We start from the raw sequence: 21,752 nt of genomic DNA on the forward strand, positions 1-21,752 counted from the left end.
TTGAAAGTGAGTTATCGGTGAGTTTTTGATGTGACACAAAAACAGGGAGCCACTGACGTCTTTCGCGGGTCGTGCCGAGAATAGACAACATATTAAGGGATCTGTTTATGTTTATGGACCAGGAGCAAGCGAATGCTTATTTTGACTCGTCGTGTAGGTGAAACCCTGATGGTTGGTGACGATGTAACCGTTACCGTATTAGGTGTGAAAGGCAATCAGGTACGAATTGGTGTAAATGCACCGAAAGAAGTATCCGTGCATCGTGAAGAGATTTACATGCGCATACAGGCTGAGAAGGGCGGGCAGCCAGGTAACTCTACTGCTGAATAACGCTAACAAAAAAAGGCCGGTTCTCCGGCCTTTTTTTATCAGTGTAATTTAACAAAGCAGGGTTTTTGACCGATTTGTTTAAAATCACAGCATGCGGTTCAATTTTCTTAAAAAAGGGTTTGACTCCGCACTGAGTATCAGTAAAATGCAGCACCACGTTACGGAGAGGTGGGTGAGTGGCTGAAACCAGTTCCCTGCTAAGGAACCATACCTAATACTGGTATCGAGGGTTCGAATCCCTCCCTCTCCGCCACTATTAAGGTTGGATGTGGTGGCCAACAACAAGTTTTTGCGCGTGTGTAGCTCAGCTGGATAGAGTACCTGGCTACGAACCAGGCGGTCGGAGGTTCGAATCCTTCCACACGCGCCAGCTTTTAAAACACCACCTTTTGCAATAAAATGCAAAAGTACGATTTATGCGTGTGTAGCTCAGCTGGATAGAGTACCTGGCTACGAACCAGGCGGTCGGAGGTTCGAATCCTTCCACACGCGCCATATTAAAAACCCACCTTTTGGTGGGTTTTTTTTTGCCTTTCGCACGTTGTTTCTATGGGGGATATGCACTAACGGCAATGCGCCCGAAGTTAACCTTTCTTTCTATTTGTGGTATGAGTAGTAAATACATCAGTACAATAGGTACCTACCGCATCCGATTTTGAATGTGAATTCATTTTGGTTGTGTATTTATGCAGAAATTAACCAGATTAAGCATTGTTTTTGCATTTTTATCGTGGTACTTATTCAGCTCACAGAAATATAAGGTGTTTGTAATGACTTCCGAAACATTGGGCAGTTTGTTATACGAAGCAGCCACACTCATGCTCACAGGGATGCTCTTTGTTTTCGCGTTTCTCGTGCTATTGATTTTTGCGATAAAAGCCCTTGCCGCTTTTTGCAAACGCTATCCGGGTGCAGAACCGATTGTTCCGGTTGCAAGAAAAACGTCTCAAGCAAAAGTAAGCACCCACGCTGAAGGGATAGATGGTAAAACATTGTCTATTATCACCGCTGCAATACACCAACATAGAAATAATCCAAAATAAGCCACTCAAGAGGAAACAACATGTCAAAGCCACTGGCCCTGACCGAGTTAGTCTTACGTGATGCACATCAGTCTTTATTAGCAACACGCATGCGTCTGGAAGATATGCTACCCATCGCTAGTCAGTTAGATGAGGCGGGTTTCTGGTCGGTTGAATCATGGGGCGGTGCGACATTCGATGCCTGTATTCGTTATCTTGGCGAAGATCCTTGGGAGCGAATTCGAGCATTGAAAAAGGCCATGCCAAAGACCAAACAACAGATGTTGTTACGTGGTCAAAACCTTCTTGGTTACCGTCACTATGCCGATGATGTGGTTACCCGCTTTGTGGAGCGAGCCCATGATAATGGCGTGGACGTATTTCGTATTTTTGACGCCATGAACGATGTGCGTAATTTGCAAACCGCGGTGAAGGCCACCATCGATTGTGGCGCTCATGCACAGGGCACCATTTCTTATACCATAAGCCCAGTCCATACTATTGATGGTTGGGTTGATATGGCTAAGCAGCTAGAAGATATGGGTGTGCATTCCATTTGTATTAAAGATATGGCTGGGCTGTTGAAGCCTTACGAATGTGAAACCTTGATCACACGATTAAAAGCCACGGTGGATGTGCCCATCGCTATGCAGTGTCACGCCACCACAGGATTAAGCACAGCTACGTATCAAAAAGCCATTGATGCAGGCATTGATATTTTAGATACGGCCATTTCATCGATGAGTATGACTTATGGCCATACGGCCACAGAAACCATTGTTTCGGCATTAGAAGATACGCCGCGAGACACGGGCTTGTCGTTAGAAGGTTTAGAGGATATTGCAGCCTATTTTCGTGATGTTCGTAAAAAATACGCCAAGTTTGAAGGTAGCTTAAAAGGGGTTGATGCCCGTATTCTGCTGGCTCAAGTGCCAGGTGGGATGCTGACCAATATGGAGAGCCAGCTTAAAGAGCAGGGCGCTGAAGATAAGTTCGATGAAGTGCTTAAAGAAATCCCTCGGGTACGTAAAGATTTAGGCTTTATCCCTTTAGTGACACCAACATCCCAAATTGTGGGTACGCAAGCAGTGTTAAACGTATTAACTGGCGAACGCTATAAGAGTATTTCGAAAGAAACCGCTGGAGTATTGAAAGGGGAATACGGCGCTACTGCCGCGCCGGTAGACGCACAGTTGCAAACCCGGGTGCTCGATGGCGGTGAGCCTATCACCTGCCGTCCCGCAGATTTAATAAAACCGGAAATGGAAAGTTTAACCACCCAATTAACCACATTGTCCGACACCAAAGGGTTTAATTTGGCCAAGGATACGGTGGATGATGTTTTAACCTACGCGTTATTTCCTCAAATTGGACTTAAGTTTCTGCAAAACAGAGGCGACGCAAGTGCCTTTGAGCCGGCACCTACAAAAGATGAGCCTGCCACTAAGGCAACGCCATCCCAAGCACCGTCACGTAGCACTGAAGCTGCTTCTTACGACGTGAAAGTGGAAGGAAAAGTTTATCATGTGGAAGTCGCCCAATCCGGCACCTTGCAAAGCGTAACGCCGGTGTCTTCCCCTGCGCAAAGCAGCGCTGCTGTAGATGCACCTGCTTCAAGTGGTGAAAGCATCAATGCACCGCTGTCAGGCAACGTATTTCGTATTCTTGTCTCAGAAGGCGATACTGTGGCCAGTGGTGATGTGGTAATTATTCTTGAAGCCATGAAAATGGAAACAGAAATTCGTTCTGCTGTGGACGGTGTGGTGGCCTCAATCGTGGCCAAAGAGGGTGACGCTGTAACCACTGGGCAACCGCTAATTGAGCTGAACTAATGGAAAAACTATTCATACTTTGGGACAGTACAGCCCTTGCTCATTTTGAAGGCGGCCAGCTCGTTATGATGGCCGTGGGGTTATTGCTTCTATACTTGGCAATTGTTAAAAAATTTGAGCCCTTGTTGTTGTTACCCATAGGGTTTGGCGCCTTGCTCACCAATATTCCCCTTGCCGGCTTCAGTGAACCAGGCGGAATGCTTTACTACATATATGAAGTGGGTATTCACACAGGGGTTTTCCCGCTGCTTATCTTCATGGGCGTAGGTGCCATGACAGACTTTGGTGCGTTAATCGCTAATCCTCGTATGTTATTACTTGGGGCCGCGGCACAATTTGGCATATTTGCTACCTTGTTTGGTGCCATTGCTTTGAACGTGATCCCTGGCTTTGATTTTAATTTAAAAGATGCCAGTGCCATTGCTATTATTGGCGGCGCTGATGGACCAACGGCCATATTTTTAGCTTCCCGATTAGCGCCTGATTTACTCGGTGCTATTGCGGTGGCAGCCTATTCCTATATGGCGCTGGTACCCATAATACAACCGCCGATTATGAAAGCGCTCACTACCCCGCAAGAGCGGAAAATTGAAATGGCACAGCTACGGCCGGTGTCGCAAAAAGAAAAAATTCTGTTCCCACTGGCAGTACTAATTCTTACTATTTTATTTTTGCCCTCGGCAACTCCCTTAGTGGGCATGTTCTGTTTTGGTAATTTAATGCGAGAATGTGGGGTAGTCGATCGGTTATCAAAAACCGCACAAAACGAACTTATCAATATCGTCACTATCTTTCTTGGTCTTGCTGTGGGCTCAAAGCTGTCTTCAGATGCATTCTTAACGGTGGAAACTTTAGGCATACTGGCACTAGGCGCCATTGCCTTTGCCATAGGTACGGCCGCCGGTGTATTGATGGCAAAATTGATGAATCGAATGAGTGGCGGCGGGATTAATCCACTGATCGGTGCCGCAGGTGTCAGTGCTGTACCTATGGCGGCACGGGTCGTCAATAAGGTAGGCCTAGAAAGTAACCCCCATAACTTCTTATTAATGCACGCTATGGGGCCAAATGTGGCTGGCGTGTTGGGCTCAGCCGTGGCTGCGGGGATATTGCTAGCGCTAGTGGGTTAGGTAAGGGTTTGCTGGGGCACCAGCGATTGATACGATTCAATCAGTTTTTTTGTCATTTTATGTTGAGGCCATCGAAAGATGGTCTCTGTTTTTCCTGATTCGACGATTTTTCCATTTTCCATCACAATGATTTTGTCGGCAATGTGCCGCACGATACCAAGGTTATGAGTAATAAAAATAAAGGCCAGTCCAAGCTCTTTCTGCAAGGATAGAATCAGGTTGACAGTTTGCGAACGTACAGACGGATCGAGTGCCGCAAAGGGTTCGTCGGCAACAAGGATTTTCGGCTGTAAAATCATTGCTCTGGCAATGGCGACCCGCTGTTGCTGGCCATCAGAGAGCATATGACGATAAAAATAATAATGGTCGCGAAGTAATCCTACTTGTACCAATGTTTCTTCTATTCGCCGTCTACGCGCCTTTTCGTCAAGATCCGTATTGAGAGCTAAAGGCTCGTCTAAGATCCTGCCCACCGGGATGCCAGGGTTCATTGCCTCTGTGCTATGTTGAAAAATCATTCGAATGTCGTTACTACTATTGTAACTCTTGGTGGATTTTTTCTTCGCTGCGTTGTAAGTAACGTTACTAAGAAAAATCTCCCCTTCGTCGGCTTTAACCGCGCCGACCAAAAGTTTGGCAAGGAGTGATTTACCCGACCGATTTTCACCGATGATCGCAATGGTCTCACTACGATTTACCGATAATTCGATGGGACCAAGGGCAAACACTTCCGGTTTTTTAAGCCATCGATTTTGCTTGTTGTGCTTGAACGTCAACCCGTTAACCAGCATTACTTCACTCATAATTTCTCCATATGCAACGGGAAGTGACAACTATAAGTATGATCATGAATCCGTCTTACTCCGGGTGTCACCACACAAGCACGTTGTGCCCGTGGGCACCGGGGGCCTAACCGACAGCCAATGGGAACATGCTGCAATGATGGAATGGTGCCATCTAATGCTGGTAACGTGGATTTTGGCGGTAAGTCGTTGCGAAAGCTTGGCGCGCTGTCTATCAGCGCTTTGGTGTAAGGATGTAAGGGACGCTTGCGGATCTGTTTCATTCTTCCAGACTCCACGGTTTGCCCACAATACAACACCGTCATTGTGTGTGACATACTGGCAATGGCAAGTAGGTCGTGGCTGACAAACAAGATCGACAGGGATTTTGTCTGATTTAACCGGGTTAGCAGTTTAAGCACTTTGGCTTTCGTTGTGGTTTCCATGCCCCGAGTAGGATCATCCGCGATAAGTAATTTCGGTTGCGAAATCAGTGCCATGGCAATCATAAATTTTTGGCCGATATCAACAGGTATTTGATGGGGATACGCATTCAAATAATGCTTATGATATTTGATCCCCACCTTGTGTACGGTGTTGATGGCGGTTTTGCGGCGATCTTGTTGTCGCTGCCAAAACCATTTTCCTTTAACCAGTTCATCAGGAATGGCTTCTTCTAATTGCTCGCCTAATGTGGCAGAAGGGTCCATGGCACCTACCGGATCTTGGAACACCACCCCGATATCGCGGCGCATTAATTCTCGGCGCTCTTTACTGCTCATGGAAAGCATATTTTGGCCTTTCCAGCTCATTCGGTCTGCGGTGATCTTCCATTGGGGAGGCAAAGAACCGGATATGGCCTGCACCATCAGGCTTTTACCTGAGCCTGATTCGCCCACTAAGGCCCTGATCTCACCGCTGTTAACTGTGAGGTTGACCTTATCTAGCGCCTTCACCCTGGCCGTACCATTGTCTACCTCAAGGGTGAGGTTTTTTATATCCAGCATTGGCATTAGTGACTCAACCTTTTTCTCAGTGCTGACCGTAAACCATCGCCAACTATATTAATGGCCAAAACCATAAGAAAGATAGTTAAACCTGGCAGGGCCACATTCCAAGGGGCGATATAAGCGACATCAAGACCATCTGCTAAGATCACGCCGAGTTCTGGCAATGGTGGCTGGGCGCCTAAATTTAAAAAGCCTAAGGCAGATATATCAATAACCGCAATAGACAAGGCAAGGGAGCCTTGAACCACCAACATTTCAATCATGTTGGGAAGAATAGAATGGAAAAAGAGTTGTTTGGACGTCGCGCCATCTAAGCGAGATGCCAGTATGTATTCTTTTTTCATTTCACTACGCACAAAGGCGCGAGTGTGATGAATGAATTGGGGAATAAGGGCAAGGGTAATGGCCCACATACTGTTAACCAAACCCGTACCAAGTATAGCCACAATAATAATAGCAATCAGTAAGGTGGGGATGGCCATTAGCGCATCGAGGGTATGATTGATCACACTGGAACGCACACCGCTTGTCATTCCGGCAATGGTCCCTACGGTCACACCCACGAGCATGGCAATCAAAACCAGCAAAATACTGGAGCCAAAGGTGACTCTACATCCCACCATGATACGGGAAAAAACATCTCGCCCTAGGGCATCGGTACCAAATAGGTGGGTAATGGTGCCGTTGGATTCCCAACTCGGCGGTACCAATAAAACATCAATGTTTTGCTGCAGTGGATCATAAGGTGCCACTATGGGAGCAAACAATGCAATGAAGAAGAACAGGGTAAGTATAATCAAACCTGTAAATGCGATGTGACTGGCCCTAAACTCTTCCCACGTCCGTTGCCAGGGGGAGGGCTGTGACTCTTCCTGATAAAGACTATACTGTGGCACGTTCGTATTTTTCCCGACTAGGATCGATAAACCGATTAAATAAATCGATGAGAATAGTAAAACTAACCACCACTGTTGCGACGGCGAGCATGCCTACACGCAACGCGGGGTAGTCCCGTTGATAGATTGCCTGAATTAACCAATTTCCTATTCCGGGCCAAGAAAATAGGGTTTCTACTATCATGGCATTGGTAATTAACGTGGTAATTTGGATGGCCATTAACGGCAAAATAGGCAATAAGGCATTGCGCAATATATGGCGGAAGAAAATTTGGCTTTTCGACAAGCCTCGGGATTCCGCCGCGGCAATATAAGGGCTATTTAACACATCAATGACTGAGCGACGAGTCAACCTGATCATCGACGCGGTAGAGATTAGCGCAATGGATATGGTCGGTAATATAAGATGTTTTAGGGCGTCGCCTAGAGCAAGCGCGCTATCAATATTTTTTGCCAAAATAATATCCAGCAAGATAAAGCCCGTTTTATCTGGAACATCAAACAAAAGGCTGACTCTTCCTGAGAGTGGAGCGACCCCCATTTCTAAACTGAAAATGAGAATAAACACCAAGGCTAGCCAAAACACCGGAAAAGAATAACTTACCATGCTGGCCGAATTTATAATGTAATCTGACTTAGAATAACTGCGTAACCCTGCAAAGCAGCCCAATGGTACGCCCACCAGTATGGCGGTTAATAGTGCATAGGCGCTCAGTTCGATGGTAGCAGGCATGGCAATACCTATTTCTTCCCGAAGGGATAAGCCCGACACAAAACTGTAGCCCCAGTTTCCACGAAGCAGTTCGCCCACATAATGAATAAACTGAAATATGTAGGGCTCATCCAATTGATATTGACGCATCAGTGCCGCGCGCTGGGCGGCATTATGGGGCGTTATACCCGATAAATTAACCAGCACATCGCCAGGAAATAAATAGGCCAACGAGAATGACAGTGCCGCTAACACAAGTAGCGTAGTGACAAACAATATGGCGTAGCGAATAAGAATTTTAATCACTGGGTTTTTGTCACTCCAACAAAACGAATACCACCGTAAGGATTGATCACCATCCCTTTTAGATCTTTTCGATAGGCCTGATAGCGATAAGCGTGGGCGATGGGAACCAATGGTAGTTCATCATATATTAAACGATTCACTTGTTCATAAATTGCTTTACGACGTTGGCTATTTTGGGTTTTTAATGCTTCGTCTATCAACGCATCGTAGCGTTCATTGCACCACATGGCGCGGTTGGTACCTGACGGAATGGCGCCGCAACTTAAAAGAGGGCGATAGAAATTATCTGGATCACCGTTATCCGCAGACCAACCTATGAGGACCGAGTCATGTCGTCCTTCTCGCAGGTGGCGGCGAAAGGTCGTCCAATCGTAGGTGACAATGTTGGCTTGGATCCCCACCGCAGAGAGGTAGCGTTGAATCAGTTCTGCCATTTTGGTGGCATTAGGGTTGTAAGCGCGCTCTACAGGCATGGCCCAAATAGACATGGTGAAGCCCGGTTCTACTCCGGCTTCGTCCAACAGTTCTCTGGCGAGGACAGGGTTATAAGCGGTATCGTCGGCATCACTTTGAAAGGCCCAGCTTGCGTTGGGTAATAAGGTTTTAGCCCGTGTGGCACTTTCAAAATAGACCGCTTCTAGTAACGTGTTTTTATCAATAGCTAGCGCTAGCGCCTTACGAACTTTAGGGTTATTGAAAGGATACTTTTTTGTATTAAAAGCCCAAAAACCTATATTGAGCCCCGGCTTTTCAGACAGCGCAAGCTCTTCACGGTTACGAATTATTTCCAGTTCTGTTTGGGCTGGAAAGGCAATGGCATCACATTCTCCGGTAATAAGTTTTGCTAGGCGAATAGAGCTCTTTGGGGTGATGTCGTAAATCAAGTGTTCGCTGGTAAATTCGGCATCTTTCCAGTACTCATGATGCTTTTCGAATCTTATATAGTGGTCTTTTCGATAGCTTTGAAATTTAAACGGCCCCGTGCCTATGGGGTAATCATCGATACGCTCGGGTGTGCCCTGACTTAATAAATAGTCTGCATATTCTGCGGATAAAATAATAGAGAAGTCGCTGGCGAGATTGGCTAAAAACGAACTGTCTCTTTGCTTGATGATAATTTCTAAGCGGTAACTATTAATACGGTTAACTTCGGCGATATTGTCTGCTAAACCGAGACTTTCAAAGTAAGGATAACGCCCGCCAGAAATATTATGGTAGGGATTCTCAGGATCTCGCCATCGGTTAATGCTAAAGATAACGTCGTCAGCATTAAGGGTTCGGGTAGGGGTAAAGTAGTCGGTGCTATGAAACGCCACGCCCTTCTCTAATTGGAAGGTATAAACCAGGCCATCTTGAGACACATTCCAACTACTGGCAATGCTAGGAATGATGTGGCCGGTTTCTGCGTCAAAGTCCATTAACCTATCATAGAGTTGGTGAGCAGTAGCATCGGCCGTGGTACTTGACGTATCAGTTTGGGGGTTAAAATTCACCGGGTTACTTTCAGAGCAGTAGATAATGCCAGAACGGTAAAATGCGTCACGTTCAGACTTATCGCATGCTTGCAGGGTAAACAGCAGAAAAAATCCTAACACCCAGTGAAAACCTTTATTCACCTGCTATGCCTCCGCAGACTCATTTGATGAATCCAGTAAATTGTACTTTTTTAAATAGCCTCGTAGCTGATGATATGTCAGGTTAAGCTTTTCTGCAGTCTTTTTCTGATTGAACTGGCTGTCTTTGAGTGCTTGTCGCAACATATCAATTTCATACTGCTGAGCGCGCTCTTTTAGGTCGATAGGATATTGTGTCACAGGCAAGGGACTCAGTTCCTTGTCTTCGTTCATTGGGGTTTCGTTGGCAGCAGGAGTGGCAGCGTGTAACGAGTCATCCTCATTGATGGGGGAAGGCACACGGTCTTGGGTTTTAATACGTCCCTTGGGGCGAAAGGGCGACTCAAAGGGATCGAGAATAATTTCGTGTACCGGAATATGCGGGTTATTGCATCGATAAACCGCTCGTTCCACCACGTTTTTAAGTTCTCGAATGTTACCCGGCCATTCATAGGACAACAAGGTGCGGCGGGCTTTTTCGGTGAAGCCGCTAAATAGCTCCATTTCCAATTCCCGCGCCATATTGATGGCAAAGTGTTCCGCCAGTACTAAAATGTCTTCTTGACGCTCTCGTAACGGAGGAATAGTGATAACGTCAAATGCTAATCTGTCGAGCAAGTCAGAGCGAAACTCACCTTGTTCTGCTAGGGTGGGTAAATCCTCGTTGGTCGCAGCGATTAAACGTACATCGGTTTTGATGGTTTTACTGCCACCAACCCGTTCAAATTCACCATATTCAATAACTCGAAGAAGTTTTTCTTGTACCAGGCCCGATGTATTGGCCAGTTCATCTAGAAACAAGGTGCCGTTATTGGCCACTTCGAAGCGGCCCTCTCTGCGTTTGGCTGCACCGGTAAAGGCTCCGGCTTCATAACCAAATAATTCGCTTTCTAACAGGTTTTCGTTAAGTGCTGCACAGTTTAACTTGATATAATTTTGATCCCAGCGTTGGGACAAAAAGTGCAATCGTGCGGCCACCAACTCTTTACCGGTTCCCCGTTCACCAATAACCAGTACGGGTTTATTCAGTGGGGCTATCTGGGAAATTTGCTCCAGCATTTCTAAAAAACTGTTTGCTTGACCCAGCAAATTATCTTGTTGGCGGAATCTACTCATCGGTTCTCTCAATAATTAGTCATTTAGACCAATATTTAGTGTAGATGAAAAATGCATGGGATTCGAGGTTTATTTAATGGGAATAAAAATTCAGTTATTTCATTGAGTTATCAAAAGTGGCTTATTGGCAAGATAATTGTATATGTAGTTACCAGAGTAGTAATCTTTCACTGGTTATTGCACATTGTTTAACACGATTATGAGGTAATGATTATGGGAATTTTTTCACGTTTCACCGATATAGTGAATTCGAATATTAATGCATTACTGGATAAAGCAGAAGACCCTGAAAAAATGGTCAGGCTGATCATTCAGGAAATGGAAGACACATTGGTAGAAGTACGTTCCGCCTCTGCTAAAACCATCGCCAGTAAGAAAGAGATTGTGGCGCAAATCAGTAAGTATCAAAACGATGCCAAAGATTGGCAAGCCAAAGCCGAACTTGCCCTGAGCAAGGAGCGTGAAGATTTAGCCAGAGCGGCACTGCAAGAGCGCAAAAAAGCAACCGAAGCAGGCGCTAGCCTTGAGCAGGAGCTGGCCATTGTTGAAGAACAAATCTCAAAGCTACAGGATGAAGTTGGGCAGTTGCAGGAAAAACTCGCCGATGCAAAAAGCCGTCAGAAAACGATTTTAATGCGTCAGAAAACAGCCAGCTCTCGTTTAGAAGTGAAACGTACCCTAGACAGTAGTAAGGTAGATGCTGCCATGGGACGCTTTGAACAATATGAACGAAAAATTGACGATTTGGAATCTCAGGTTGAAGCCTACGATCTTGGTAAAAAGACCCTAAATGATGAATTTGCCGAGCTTGAAGCCGGTGAAAAAATTGACGAAGAGCTGGCGGCTTTGAAAGCCAAAATGAAAGAAAATCATAGCTCACAGTAGTAGGGTATTTTGGTCTAACCGAACAGCTTATGGTCGGTTAGATAACAGATAAAGTGACAGAGTTCACTGAATATTGGAGGTAAGGGTAATGGACGAGGGAATAATTGCACTGATTTTGGCACCACTGCTTATTTTTCTCATCTTTGTAGCACCGATTTGGTTAATTTTACATTACCGAAGCAAGAAGCAGGTGAGCCAGGGATTAAGTGCTGAAGAATATACGTCGTTAAATGAATTGGCAGAGAAAGCTGAAAAAATGACGGATCGCATTAAAACATTAGAATCTATATTAGACAACGAAGCGCCCCAGTGGAGGGATCGAGCATGAGTAAAGGCTTGTATCGAGATACAGAAAATGCACGGATTGCCGGGGTTTGTGGCGGAGTAGCTAATTATTTTGACTTGGAACCTTGGCTGGTACGAATTTTAGCTGTGACGGCGTTCTTTTTATTAGCCGGTCCTTTTATGTTTATCGGCTATATTGCGTGCTGGTTTATTTTAGAGCCAAAACCAGCCGCAGGGAGCTCCTCTGAGAGTGAAGCTTCTGAGCAGAGAGCTATGAAAAACCATTGGGGTAAGGGGTGGCGAAACAGCGGCCAGTACTATCATCATGACTCTTCTCATAAGGTGGCGGTGAAAACCAAAGTGTGGCAAGCCGGCGAACCGCCTAAACAGGCTTTTCATGATATTGCAGGACGCTTCAAAGACGCCGAATTACGGTTACGGAAAATGGAAAAGTACGTGACATCTAAAGAATTCCAATTAAATCGTGAAATAAGCCGCTTATAATCGAGTTGGCTTCTACAGCAAGTCAGCACTTCATGGTGCTGGCTTTTTTATTTTAATCAATACCTTATCGCTCAATGTAAGATATTTGTTACATTTTGCCGTGATGCTAAGATGGGCTGCTTACTTCCATCGCCATGTATTTAATTTAGACTAACGCTCACCAGTTATCTCAAAAGAGCAGTATGAAAAGTGCATCGGTTTATCACTCTAAAGTACCTGATAAGCAAGGATTTATCCATTGGGACGCTGAAGAGAATTCGACTTGGGAAACGCTCACTCAACGGCAGGAAAAATTATTGCCAGGCAGGGCTTGCGAGCAATATCTTCACGGTTTGGCGCTATTAGATTTACCCACACAGCGGATCCCCCAATTAGCGGAAATCGACCAGGTACTGATGGCAACCACAGGATGGAAAACCGCACCTGTACCTGCACTCATTGATTTTACGACCTTTTTTGGCTTGTTGGCCAATAAGCAATTTCCCGTGGCCACTTTCATTCGTTCGCCCGCTGATTTGGATTATTTACAAGAACCCGATATTTTTCACGAAGTGTTTGGTCATTGCCCCTTACTCACAAACTCTGCGTTTGCCCACTTTACCCATATGTACGGCAAGCTAGGATTAGCCGCCAGTCAAACAGATAGACGCTTCTTAGCTCGTTTATATTGGTTTACCGTAGAATTTGGGTTATTGCATACCCCAAAAGGGTTTCGCATTTACGGTGGTGGAATATTGTCATCGCCTAAAGAAACCCGCCACGCCCTTGATAGCGAAGCGGCAATACGGTTGCCTTTGAATCCTCTCGATGCACTTCGTACCCCTTACCGCATCGATATTATACAACCACTTTACTATGTGCTTGAGGATCTCGATGGCTTATATCAATTGGCCGAGGCTGACCTTATGGGGTGGGTAAACAAAGCGAAGCAACAGGGCCTCCATAACCCCGTTTTTGCATCATCAGATGAAGTGACAGCTAAGATAGTTCCGCGTTAGTCTTTTGTGTTATGCTGTAAATATATATTTACAACAATAATGACAGAAAAGACTACTTATGCGTTTAGAAATCAGTTGTCAGGATCGATTAGGGATCACGCAGGATGTGTTAGATATTCTTGTGGCCCACGAAATTGATCTGCGCGGCATTGAAATCGATGAAGGCGGAAAGATATTTCTTAACTTTCCTAATATTGAGTTTGAAGACTTTCGCCATTTGATGCCCAAAATTCGTCGAATAAACGGTATTGAGGATGTTAAGACGACCCCTTTTATGCCCGGCGAAAGAGAACGAAACCAACTCTCTGCTATTTTACGCACCTTACCGGACCCGGTATTTTCCATCGATAATCACTGCCGTGTTTTGATGTGCAACGAAGCCGTAATGAGTGGTCTTGAAATGCCCCTTGAGGCTATCGAAGGGCAGGAGATTTGTGAATTAGTCCAAGGCTTTAATTTCAATAAGTGGATGGCCAATGAAGATAATCATGCCACGTCCTGTAAAGTTAGCTTTATTGAACAACATTATCTGGCCGACATCCTGCCTATTGAGGTGCCAGACGGTAAGAATACCGCCATTTTTGCCGGTGCAGTGGTTATCTTAAAATCAGAAATGCGATTAGGTCAGCAATTTAGTGCGTTTCATCAGGCTGAAGTAGATAGCTTTGACCGCTTTGTGGTGCGTTCTGAAGCCATGACGAAGGTCATTAGAGAAGCTAAACAAGTGGCTGATTTAGAAGCGCCAGTACTTATTTTTGGCGAAACCGGTACCGGAAAAGAAATGATTGCAAGGGCTTGTCATCAGGCCAGTCGACGCAGTGATCAAGCGTTTCTCGTGCTCAATTGCGCCTCTTTGCCGGACAGCGTGGCTGAAACTGAGCTATTTGGATATGGTGCTGGGGCTTTTAATCAACCCGAAGGAAAGCCGGGATTACTGGAGTTAGCTCGGGGAGGTACCCTTTTACTTGATGAAATCGCTGATATGTCTGGTGAATTACAAGCGAAATTGCTTCGGGTGCTAGAGCATAAAGAATTTCGTCGTGTTGGTGATGATAAACCGGTAGTGGTTGATGTACGCTTTATTTGTACCACCTGCCGCGACCTTGGGCAGGCCGTTGCTGACGGGCGGTTTCGAGAAGAGCTTTATTATCGATTAAATGTACTTAGTTTAACGGTGCCTTCTTTAAAAGAGAGGCGACAAGACATTCTGCCATTGGCAGAGTCGTTTATTCTACAACACAGCACTAAGTTAGGCCGTCGTCCTGCGAAGTTGAGCAAATCCAGTGTGGGGTTTTTACAAGATTATCCGTGGCCTGGCAATGTACGCCAATTACAAAATGCCTTGTTTCGCGCTTTGTCGTTGTTAGATGGCAATGAAATCACTAAAGAAGATATACAATTACCGAGTTGTGCGCCAAGCGTGAATTATATCGATGAAAACTTCGATGGAACCCTTGATGAAGCGGTAAAAAAATTCGAGCGTGATTTATTAAAAAGGCTATATCCTAGTTACCCTAGCACTCGGCAACTTGCAAAAAAACTGGGCCTGAGTCACACGGCTATTGCTAATAAGCTACGAGAATACGGCATTAATAAAACCACTGTAAAGCTATAAGTACAGACTGTTAAATAGAGTTTACGTCATTGCCTCCTTGGCATGTCTTGGGGATCTGACTGTCCGTCATTAAGACCGCAGGTCCCACGCTGTGCTTGTTATTCATCTCATCCTCTGTTCACTTTTGTGTACACACACTCATCAACCCATCCTACAAACCTATCCGCTGCAGCCTATTTCAGTTTCACGTCATTTGCGGTCTATTAATGTAATTAAAATGTTAATAGGTGAGTGAAAGCCATGACAGCTAATTTAAGTGATAACCCTTTAGGCACCGCCGGTTTTGAGTTTGTTGAATATACTGCGGCGGATGAAAAAGGCATTGCTGATTTAAAACAGTTATTCGTTGGGCTCGGTTTTGCAGAGGTAGCAAAACATCGTTCAAAACAGGTTTGGCTGTTTCGCCAAGGGGACATTAACTTTATTGTCAATGCGCAGCCTGCTTCACAGGCCGAAACTTTTGCCAAGTTACGGGGCCCGAGTGTGTGTGGCATGGCGTTTCGGGTGAACGATGCCGGAGCCGCTTTGCAACATGCCTTGAGTAATGGTGGCACCCAATTTAGCGGTAATTTAGGGCCCATGGAGCTGAATATTCCTGCTATCTATGGCATTGGCGAAAGTACCCTTTATTTCGTAGACCGCTACGGCGATGACAGTATTTACGACGTAGATTTCAAATTTTATGACAATTGGCAAACCCTTGTTAAACAACGTTCGGTGGGGTTACAAAATGTGGATCATCTTACCCATAACGTGCGTCGGGGAAATATGGGGTACTGGGCGAACTTTTATGAGCGCCTAGGTAACTTTCGGGAAATTCGGTATTTTGACATTGAAGGCAAGTTAACCGGACTGGTCAGTAAAGCCATGACGTCGCCTTGTGGAAAAATACGTATTCCAATCAATGAGTCTACCGACGACCAATCTCAGATTGAAGAGTTTATTCGCCAATATCATGGTGAAGGTATTCAGCATATTGCGCTGTCGACCCCGGATATTTTTACCACGGTGACTCAATTAACGAGCCGTGGAATGCCCTTTATGCACACTCCGGATACTTATTATGAAGGTGTCAATAATCGGGTGCCAGGCCATAGTGAAGATCTTAACCAGTTAAAAGCATTGGGGATCCTCATTGACGGTGCGCCGGCCAAAGACGGTATTTTGCTGCAAATCTTTACCGATACGGTGATCGGGCCGGTGTTTTTTGAAATTATCCAACGCAAAGGCAATGAAGGGTTTGGCGAAGGCAATTTTAAAGCACTCTTTGAATCCATAGAACTGGATCAAATTCGCCGGGGTGTTATCAGTGAGGAGAAGCACGATGGCTAACTGGATACGAATACCTCAATCTCAGGGGACCCATTCCAAACAAGCACACGCTAATTTGCCAGCAAATGCCTGCTATGAACGTGAAGTAGGACGCCATGGCTTTTTTGGTCCGGCCACCCATTTGCACCATAAACATCCTCCCACCAGTTGGTGTCATTGGGAAGGCGATTTACGTCCTCGGGCGTTCGATTTAAATAAATTACCCAGTAGTGCTACCCATTCTCCCTTTGACGCAGTGGTGCTGTTGAAAAATCGCCACTGTCAGTACCGATTTTGGACCTGCTTTAAGCCGATGGCTGAGTTAGCCAGAAATGCCGACGGCGATGATCTCATTTTCGTTCACGCTGGGAGCGGCGAGCTTTTTTGTGATTTCGGTCACATGCGCATAAATGCGGGGGACTATATCATTATTCCCCGTTCGACGATGTGGCGTTTAGTACCACAGCAGCCCCTTTCGTTGTTAATGATCGAGGCCACCAATGAAGCTTACCAATTGCCTGATAGAGGCTTACTTGGTCAACACGGAATGTTTGACACCGCGGTGCTAACATCGCCACAGATTGATCACGCATTTTTAGCCCAACAGGATGAAAATCGTTGGCAGGTAAGAATAAAGCGTCATGATCGAATATCGACTGTGACCTATCCATTTAACCCCTTAGATGCCATCGGTTGGCATGGTGATGTTTGTGTGGTTAAGCTTAACTGGCGAGATATACGACCGGTGATGAGCCATCGGTATCACTTGCCACCTTCCGCTCATACCACCTTTGTTGCACCAAGGTTTGTTGTTTGTACCTTTGTGCCCCGTCCAGCAGAAAGCGAGCCAGGGGTGTTGAAAGTGCCTTTCTATCACAACAATGATGATTTTGATGAAGTGCTTTTTTATCATCAAGGTAATTTTTTCAGCCGAGACAATATCGATGCTGGTATGGTTACTTTTCATCCTGCCGGTTTCACCCATGGCCCTCATCCCAAAGCCTTTGCTGCAGCGGCGAATAACGATAAAACCTTTATTGATGAAGTCGCTGTGATGTTGGATACACGGGATGCACTTCAAGTACTACCAGAAGCCTTTGCCATTGAAGATTCAGCCTATGTTGATAGTTGGCAAACTGCCACCTTGGAGGATGAGAAATGAAATTTGCAAGTTATAAGAACGGGCAACGAGATGGACAATTAATGTTGGTGTCTCGTGATCTCAAGGTGGCAGCAGACGTTAGCGCGATAGCGCCAACTTTACAGTTTGCCCTGGATAACTGGTATCAGTTAGCCGATGAGCTCCAAGATTGCTACGAAAAACTGAATGATGGAAAGTTGGCGACGGTTGCATTCCAGCCAATCCGCTGTGAATCGCCGCTACCGAGAGCATACCAATGGGCCGACGGCAGTGCTTATGTGAATCATGTGGAATTAGTACGACGGGCTAGGGGCGCAGAAATGCCAGACACTTTCTGGACTGAGCCTCTTATGTATCAGGGGGGCTCCGATGATTTTATTGGCCCTGTTGATGATATTATTTTGCCGAGTGATGAGTGGGGGATCGATTTTGAGGCTGAAGTGGCCGTTGTCACGGACGATGTACCCATGAATTGCAGTGAACAAAATGCCGCCGAGGGTATTCGCTTGATCATGCTGGTTAACGACGTTTCACTACGCAACTTGATCCCCAGCGAGTTAGCTAAGGGATTTGGGTTTTTCCAGTCAAAGCCGGCTAGTAGCTTTTCGCCGGTGGCGGTGACACCTGATGAACTAGGTAATGCGTGGCGCGATTGTAAGGTGCATCATCCTTTGCGGTCTACATACAATGGCGTGTTATTTGGTAAGCCTGATGCAGGTACAGATATGACCTTTAATTTTGCCCAATTGATTGTCCATGCCGCTAAATCTCGTAATTTACGGGCGGGTACCATAGTTGGCTCCGGTACGGTGTCAAACAAGCAAAGGCTTTGTGATAAAGGGGTGGTGGGAAAAGGAGGAGTAGGATATTCCTGTATCGCAGAGCGACGGATGATTGAGACGTTGGTTAATGGTTGTCCATCCACACCTTTTATGCAATTTGGTGATAATATACGTATTGAAATGCTATCCGATACTTGCCAAAGTATCTTTGGCGCTATCGAACAGCGGGTTAAACCTCTAAGTTAACCACTGAACAAGGAGCGATTTATGAGTCTAAAACTTTATGGATACTGGCGGTCTTCTGCCACGTATCGAGTGCGCATAGCCATGAACCTTAAAGGGCTAGAGTATGAATACGTGCCTGTACACTTGGTTAAAGAAGGGGGAGAACAAACCCACGATATTTTTAAACGTCTAAACCCGGCTCAACTTGTTCCAGCCTTGGTGGACGACGATGAAGACTTTGTGCTTAATCAGTCGCTCAGCATTATTGAATACCTAGATGAGCGCTACCCTGAGTCATTTAAACTGTTACCCCAGCATGCATTAGAAAGGGCAAGAGTGCGAGCCTTAGCCCACGATATTGCCATGGAGATGCAGCCGTTGGGCAATCTGCGTGTATTAAACGCCCTTAGAGATGATTTTCATGCCGACGATGGGGCTGTTGCAAGCTGGGTAAAAAATTGGTCGCAAATCGGTTTTAAAGCAATAGAAGAGCGCTTACAAACCCAAGCAGGGAAATACTGTTTTGATTTTGATATTACGTTGGCGGATGTTTGCTTGGTGCCCCAAGTTTATATTGCCAAACGTTTTGGCCTGGATATGTCACCTTTCCCGCTTATCACCTCAATTTGTGAACACTGTGAATCCCTTGACGCATTTGTTGCTGCACGACCAGAGAATCAGCCCGACTGCCCTGAATAGAACGGGCAGTCTTTGGATGTGATTTACTGGCTTTTTATTGGCAATTCGGTGGTGTTTTTAACCTGCTTAAGGGCAAAGGTAGAGCTAAGGTGATCCACCAAGGGCAAATGCGTCAGTTTGGTTTTTAGCAGATACTCGTATTCTTCAATGCTTTCTACTACCACTTTTAACAGGTAGTCTTTTTCCCCGCTGGTGGTGTGGCACTCTACTATTTCGTTAATGGATTGCACGGCGTTTTCAAAGTCTGTCAGAGAATCACCATCATGGTTTTTCAAAGTAACAAAAATAAATACAGAGACGCCCAAATTAAGCTTCTTACTGTTCAATAAGGTTACTTTACGAAGAATAATCCCTTCTGATTCCATGCGTTTGACCCGTCGCCAACACGGAGTATGGGATAACCCGACTTTTTGGCTGAGATCAGCCATTGACACGGTGGCATCCTGTTGTAGTACCCGAAGAATTTCGCGGTCAAATTTATCTAGTTTCATTTATGACATTCTCGTTAGGTATATGATAATTGTTATGTCCTCTCTATGATACTAGGATATATATCCTAGTCTATAGTTGATGGGATTAACCGCATTTCCAGCGATGAATACATGTGCTGAACAACGCAAAATATGTCCTCAGCGTTACTGGTTAATATAGGACAATTCCGCCGCAATAGAAGAAAAAACCATGTCTGTTTTTGAGCACCCAGAATTTGATAGTCACGAACATGTGGCATTTTGTCACGATAAGGCCTCGGGGTTGAGTGCAATTATCGCTGTTCATAATACCCATTTAGGGCCCGCATTAGGTGGTTGCAGAATGTGGCCTTATATCAATAGTCATGAGGCGCTTAATGATGTGCTTAGATTATCTAAGGGAATGACGTACAAGTCTGCCATGGCAAATTTGAAATTGGGCGGTGGTAAATCGGTTATTATTGGTGATCCCAGACAGCACAAATCAAAAGCGCTAATGGAGGCGATGGGCAGGTTTGTCGATTCTTTAGGTGGCCAATACTTTACCGCAGAAGATTCGGGTATATCGGTGACAGATTTGCAAACCATGGCTACCCAATCAGAATACATTACCGGGGTGAAGGCCAACTATCATTACAATGGGGAAAACCCTGATGGCAACCCGGCACCTTCCACAGCGTATGGTGTTTTTGTGGGGCTTAAAGCTTCTGTGGAATACGCCCTTAATAGCGACCTAGCGGGTGTGAAAGTAGCAATTCAGGGCGTTGGTCATGTCGGCTATCGTTTAGCTAAACATCTTCATGAGCATGGTGCTGAGCTTTACGTTACCGATATTTTTCCTGAAGGGATTAACCGTGCAGTGGAAGAGTTTGGCGCCACCGCTGTGGCGCCAGAAGCCCTCTATGGTTTAGACGTAGATGTTATCGCGCCTTGTGCTTTAGGGGCATCGATTAACGATGAAACCCTTCCGGAGATCAAAGCAAAGGTGATTGCCGGAGCGGCGAACAACCAGCTTGCCCGTGAGGAATTAGGAGAGGTGTTACGTCAAAAAGGGATCCTTTATGCGCCGGACTATGTCATTAACGCGGGTGGTGTTATCGATATTTATCATCAGCGGATGCGTTCCTCAAATGATGAATTACGCGCACATATCGAACAGATAGGGGATACCTTAACCTCTATTTACACGCGGGCAGATGAGCATGAAGGTGCAACGAACCGCATTGCTAACGCCATTGCCGAAGAACGATTTACGGTTAAGGGTTGAAACTTCGGCTTCAAATCGTCATAATGCGCCGCGCTTGAGATTTGGAGCCTTTTTAATTTCATCTTTCAAGCAGCAGCAAAGTTCAATGGTGGGCCCTGGTCCTCTCGCAATGATACTCTGTGAATCCGGTCAGGCCTGGAAGGGAGCAGCCGCAGCAGACGACTCATGTGCCGGGATGTGGCTGGGGTCTGCCACCCAAATTACTCTTCTTGTTCTTTCTTCTCATTTTGATCTAAAAAGCGTAGCGCTTTGTCTACGGCGTATTCTACGTTCATTTCCATCTGTTGCCTTTCGTTTAACGGTAAGTAAAACGCCATGTCTACTTCATAACGGATATATCTAGGCGGAACCTGATTTAACGCAAGGCAGCACAAATCAGCTAAAAAATTCGGTGATTTTGTTTTCTCCAAGGCGAGTTTTGAAATACGTTCGAGTACAAGTTGCTCATAGTAATTATGAATGTCGTCATCCAATTTCATATTGCGTCCTTTTTACTGTTTCTAGTTCGAAGCCTCTGCGCGCAGAGTATTACTCTTCTTTATAGTCGTTTTGCCGTAAAAGTCGAATCCCTCGCAAAAAAGCAATGAGCTATGTTGCAGACCTTACCTCGTTCGCTTGTTACTCAAAATTAAACTTCCTTGCCTATATATGTAAATATTTTGGGTGTTGATTTAACATTGCAAAGGGGTGTAAAGGTTAAGTAATGAACAGTTATGAAGGATTTACAGTTTTGAGAGTGGTAAATATCATCTTTTTTCCCTTCTATTGAGATAATATTTCTCAGTTAAGTCGGTATTAGGGTTAATCCTTTCGTCTTGACG

Annotated in this window: 22 protein-coding genes, 3 tRNA genes and 1 other RNA gene; 18 read left to right on the forward strand and 8 right to left on the reverse strand. The window is 45.4% G+C overall.

Features of this window, described 5'->3' with window-relative positions; translation table 11 throughout:
• Window positions 1-132: 132 nt before the first annotated feature.
• The 7 genes from csrA to KO501_RS07225 all read left to right on the forward strand — a co-directional run bounded on the left by csrA (window position 133) and on the right by KO501_RS07225 (window position 4,314).
• Complete coding sequence (gene csrA, locus KO501_RS07195; RefSeq protein WP_216028956.1) at window positions 133-330, forward strand: carbon storage regulator CsrA; 198 nt, start codon at window positions 133-135, stop codon at window positions 328-330.
• A 162-nt stretch (window positions 331-492) separates the two neighbouring features.
• Window positions 493-583: transfer RNA gene (locus KO501_RS07200), tRNA-Ser, on the forward strand.
• Between the two features lie 40 nt (window positions 584-623).
• Window positions 624-700: transfer RNA gene (locus tag KO501_RS07205), tRNA-Arg, on the forward strand.
• A 48-nt stretch (window positions 701-748) separates the two neighbouring features.
• A tRNA-Arg gene (locus KO501_RS07210) sits at window positions 749-825 on the forward strand.
• A 275-nt stretch (window positions 826-1,100) separates the two neighbouring features.
• Window positions 1,101-1,373 (forward strand): OadG family transporter subunit, encoded by a 273-nt coding sequence (locus KO501_RS07215; RefSeq protein WP_216028957.1) that lies wholly within the window; start codon window positions 1,101-1,103, stop codon window positions 1,371-1,373.
• 20 nt (window positions 1,374-1,393) lie between these two features.
• Window positions 1,394-3,184 carry a sodium-extruding oxaloacetate decarboxylase subunit alpha gene (gene oadA, locus KO501_RS07220; RefSeq protein WP_216028958.1) on the forward strand — a complete coding sequence of 597 codons (1,791 nt, stop codon included), beginning with the start codon at window positions 1,394-1,396 and terminating at the stop codon, window positions 3,182-3,184.
• Window positions 3,184-4,314 (forward strand): sodium ion-translocating decarboxylase subunit beta, encoded by a 1,131-nt coding sequence (locus KO501_RS07225; protein ID WP_216028959.1) that lies wholly within the window; start codon window positions 3,184-3,186, stop codon window positions 4,312-4,314. Before oadA ends, KO501_RS07225 begins: the two co-directional genes overlap by 1 nt.
• On the opposite strand, the gene KO501_RS07230 is transcribed toward KO501_RS07225, so the two are convergent.
• Genes KO501_RS07230 through pspF form a run of 6 tightly spaced genes read right to left on the reverse strand, consistent with a single transcriptional unit; the run spans window position 4,311 to window position 10,749 of the window.
• Window positions 4,311-5,117, reverse strand: coding sequence for an ATP-binding cassette domain-containing protein (locus tag KO501_RS07230; RefSeq protein WP_216028960.1), 807 nt, complete (start codon window positions 5,115-5,117; stop codon window positions 4,311-4,313). The genes KO501_RS07225 and KO501_RS07230 overlap by 4 nt on opposite strands.
• Window positions 5,114-6,109, reverse strand: coding sequence for an oligopeptide/dipeptide ABC transporter ATP-binding protein (locus KO501_RS07235; protein WP_216028961.1), 996 nt, complete (start codon window positions 6,107-6,109; stop codon window positions 5,114-5,116). The genes KO501_RS07230 and KO501_RS07235 overlap by 4 nt, the downstream gene beginning before the upstream one ends.
• On the reverse strand, window positions 6,109-7,002 hold the full coding sequence (locus KO501_RS07240; RefSeq protein WP_216028962.1) for an ABC transporter permease subunit: 894 nt from the start codon (window positions 7,000-7,002) through the stop codon (window positions 6,109-6,111). The genes KO501_RS07235 and KO501_RS07240 overlap by 1 nt, the downstream gene beginning before the upstream one ends.
• Window positions 6,989-8,020 (reverse strand): ABC transporter permease, encoded by a 1,032-nt coding sequence (locus KO501_RS07245; RefSeq protein WP_216028963.1) that lies wholly within the window; start codon window positions 8,018-8,020, stop codon window positions 6,989-6,991. Before KO501_RS07245 ends, KO501_RS07240 begins: the two co-directional genes overlap by 14 nt.
• A complete protein-coding gene (locus tag KO501_RS07250) occupies window positions 8,017-9,600 on the reverse strand; it encodes an ABC transporter substrate-binding protein (RefSeq protein ID WP_252728250.1) in 1,584 nt (527 codons plus the stop codon). Before KO501_RS07250 ends, KO501_RS07245 begins: the two co-directional genes overlap by 4 nt.
• 39 nt (window positions 9,601-9,639) lie before the next feature.
• A complete protein-coding gene (gene pspF, locus KO501_RS07255) occupies window positions 9,640-10,749 on the reverse strand; it encodes a phage shock protein operon transcriptional activator (protein WP_216028965.1) in 1,110 nt (369 codons plus the stop codon).
• 213 nt (window positions 10,750-10,962) lie between these two features.
• Between pspF and pspA the strand changes: the two genes are divergently transcribed.
• The 9 genes from pspA to maiA all read left to right on the forward strand — a co-directional run bounded on the left by pspA (window position 10,963) and on the right by maiA (window position 19,194).
• Window positions 10,963-11,634 carry a phage shock protein PspA gene (gene pspA / locus KO501_RS07260; protein ID WP_216028966.1) on the forward strand — a complete coding sequence of 224 codons (672 nt, stop codon included), beginning with the start codon at window positions 10,963-10,965 and terminating at the stop codon, window positions 11,632-11,634.
• Between the two features lie 88 nt (window positions 11,635-11,722).
• Window positions 11,723-11,962, forward strand: coding sequence for an envelope stress response membrane protein PspB (pspB, locus tag KO501_RS07265; RefSeq protein WP_216028967.1), 240 nt, complete (start codon window positions 11,723-11,725; stop codon window positions 11,960-11,962).
• A complete protein-coding gene (pspC, locus tag KO501_RS07270; RefSeq protein ID WP_216028968.1) occupies window positions 11,959-12,423 on the forward strand; it encodes an envelope stress response membrane protein PspC in 465 nt (154 codons plus the stop codon). The genes pspB and pspC overlap by 4 nt, the downstream gene beginning before the upstream one ends.
• A gap of 182 nt (window positions 12,424-12,605) precedes the next feature.
• Window positions 12,606-13,421: a phenylalanine 4-monooxygenase gene (gene phhA / locus KO501_RS07275; protein WP_216028969.1), complete on the forward strand. Its 816-nt coding sequence runs from the start codon at window positions 12,606-12,608 to the stop codon at window positions 13,419-13,421.
• A 58-nt stretch (window positions 13,422-13,479) separates the two neighbouring features.
• Complete coding sequence (tyrR, locus tag KO501_RS07280) at window positions 13,480-15,036, forward strand: transcriptional regulator TyrR (RefSeq protein WP_216028970.1); 1,557 nt, start codon at window positions 13,480-13,482, stop codon at window positions 15,034-15,036.
• Window positions 15,037-15,276: 240 nt separating this feature from the next.
• Window positions 15,277-16,368, forward strand: coding sequence for a 4-hydroxyphenylpyruvate dioxygenase (gene hppD, locus KO501_RS07285; RefSeq protein WP_216028971.1), 1,092 nt, complete (start codon window positions 15,277-15,279; stop codon window positions 16,366-16,368).
• Complete coding sequence (locus KO501_RS07290) at window positions 16,361-17,509, forward strand: homogentisate 1,2-dioxygenase (RefSeq protein WP_216028972.1); 1,149 nt, start codon at window positions 16,361-16,363, stop codon at window positions 17,507-17,509. Before hppD ends, KO501_RS07290 begins: the two co-directional genes overlap by 8 nt.
• Window positions 17,506-18,516: a fumarylacetoacetate hydrolase family protein gene (locus KO501_RS07295; RefSeq protein ID WP_216028973.1), complete on the forward strand. Its 1,011-nt coding sequence runs from the start codon at window positions 17,506-17,508 to the stop codon at window positions 18,514-18,516. Before KO501_RS07290 ends, KO501_RS07295 begins: the two co-directional genes overlap by 4 nt.
• Window positions 18,517-18,537: 21 nt before the next feature.
• Window positions 18,538-19,194 carry a maleylacetoacetate isomerase gene (gene maiA, locus KO501_RS07300; protein ID WP_216028974.1) on the forward strand — a complete coding sequence of 219 codons (657 nt, stop codon included), beginning with the start codon at window positions 18,538-18,540 and terminating at the stop codon, window positions 19,192-19,194.
• 23 nt (window positions 19,195-19,217) lie between these two features.
• On the opposite strand, the gene KO501_RS07305 is transcribed toward maiA, so the two are convergent.
• On the reverse strand, window positions 19,218-19,685 hold the full coding sequence (locus KO501_RS07305; RefSeq protein WP_216025826.1) for an Lrp/AsnC family transcriptional regulator: 468 nt from the start codon (window positions 19,683-19,685) through the stop codon (window positions 19,218-19,220).
• A gap of 190 nt (window positions 19,686-19,875) precedes the next feature.
• Between KO501_RS07305 and KO501_RS07310 the strand changes: the two genes are divergently transcribed.
• Entirely contained in the window at window positions 19,876-20,931 is a 1,056-nt protein-coding gene (locus KO501_RS07310; protein WP_216028975.1) for a Glu/Leu/Phe/Val dehydrogenase dimerization domain-containing protein, read from the forward strand.
• A 93-nt stretch (window positions 20,932-21,024) separates the two neighbouring features.
• Window positions 21,025-21,121: signal recognition particle sRNA small type (gene ffs, locus KO501_RS07315), an RNA gene on the forward strand.
• A gap of 10 nt (window positions 21,122-21,131) precedes the next feature.
• Here the strand turns inward: ffs and KO501_RS07320 are convergent.
• Window positions 21,132-21,410, reverse strand: coding sequence for a late competence development ComFB family protein (locus KO501_RS07320; RefSeq protein ID WP_216028976.1), 279 nt, complete (start codon window positions 21,408-21,410; stop codon window positions 21,132-21,134).
• Window positions 21,411-21,752 lie beyond the last annotated feature (342 nt).

The organism is Alteromonas sp. C1M14 (assembly GCF_018860965.1).
Taxonomy (GTDB): Bacteria; Pseudomonadota; Gammaproteobacteria; order Enterobacterales; family Alteromonadaceae; genus Alteromonas.

Coding starts and splice junctions, on each gene's coding strand:
- pspF (WP_216028965.1), bottom strand. CDS start 10,749: ATGAGTAGATTCCGCCAACAAGATAATTTGCTGGGTCAAGCAAACAGT.
- KO501_RS07215 (WP_216028957.1), top strand. CDS start 1,101: ATGACTTCCGAAACATTGGGCAGTTTGTTATACGAAGCAGCCACACTC.
- oadA (WP_216028958.1), top strand. CDS start 1,394: ATGTCAAAGCCACTGGCCCTGACCGAGTTAGTCTTACGTGATGCACAT.
- hppD (WP_216028971.1), top strand. CDS start 15,277: ATGACAGCTAATTTAAGTGATAACCCTTTAGGCACCGCCGGTTTTGAG.
- KO501_RS07225 (WP_216028959.1), top strand. CDS start 3,184: ATGGAAAAACTATTCATACTTTGGGACAGTACAGCCCTTGCTCATTTT.
- pspA (WP_216028966.1), top strand. CDS start 10,963: ATGGGAATTTTTTCACGTTTCACCGATATAGTGAATTCGAATATTAAT.
- KO501_RS07235 (WP_216028961.1), bottom strand. CDS start 6,109: ATGCCAATGCTGGATATAAAAAACCTCACCCTTGAGGTAGACAATGGT.
- KO501_RS07310 (WP_216028975.1), top strand. CDS start 19,876: ATGTCTGTTTTTGAGCACCCAGAATTTGATAGTCACGAACATGTGGCA.
- maiA (WP_216028974.1), top strand. CDS start 18,538: ATGAGTCTAAAACTTTATGGATACTGGCGGTCTTCTGCCACGTATCGA.
- KO501_RS07290 (WP_216028972.1), top strand. CDS start 16,361: ATGGCTAACTGGATACGAATACCTCAATCTCAGGGGACCCATTCCAAA.
- pspC (WP_216028968.1), top strand. CDS start 11,959: ATGAGTAAAGGCTTGTATCGAGATACAGAAAATGCACGGATTGCCGGG.
- KO501_RS07230 (WP_216028960.1), bottom strand. CDS start 5,117: ATGAGTGAAGTAATGCTGGTTAACGGGTTGACGTTCAAGCACAACAAG.
- KO501_RS07320 (WP_216028976.1), bottom strand. CDS start 21,410: ATGAAATTGGATGACGACATTCATAATTACTATGAGCAACTTGTACTC.
- KO501_RS07295 (WP_216028973.1), top strand. CDS start 17,506: ATGAAATTTGCAAGTTATAAGAACGGGCAACGAGATGGACAATTAATG.
- KO501_RS07305 (WP_216025826.1), bottom strand. CDS start 19,685: ATGAAACTAGATAAATTTGACCGCGAAATTCTTCGGGTACTACAACAG.
- phhA (WP_216028969.1), top strand. CDS start 12,606: ATGAAAAGTGCATCGGTTTATCACTCTAAAGTACCTGATAAGCAAGGA.
- tyrR (WP_216028970.1), top strand. CDS start 13,480: ATGCGTTTAGAAATCAGTTGTCAGGATCGATTAGGGATCACGCAGGAT.
- pspB (WP_216028967.1), top strand. CDS start 11,723: ATGGACGAGGGAATAATTGCACTGATTTTGGCACCACTGCTTATTTTT.
- csrA (WP_216028956.1), top strand. CDS start 133: ATGCTTATTTTGACTCGTCGTGTAGGTGAAACCCTGATGGTTGGTGAC.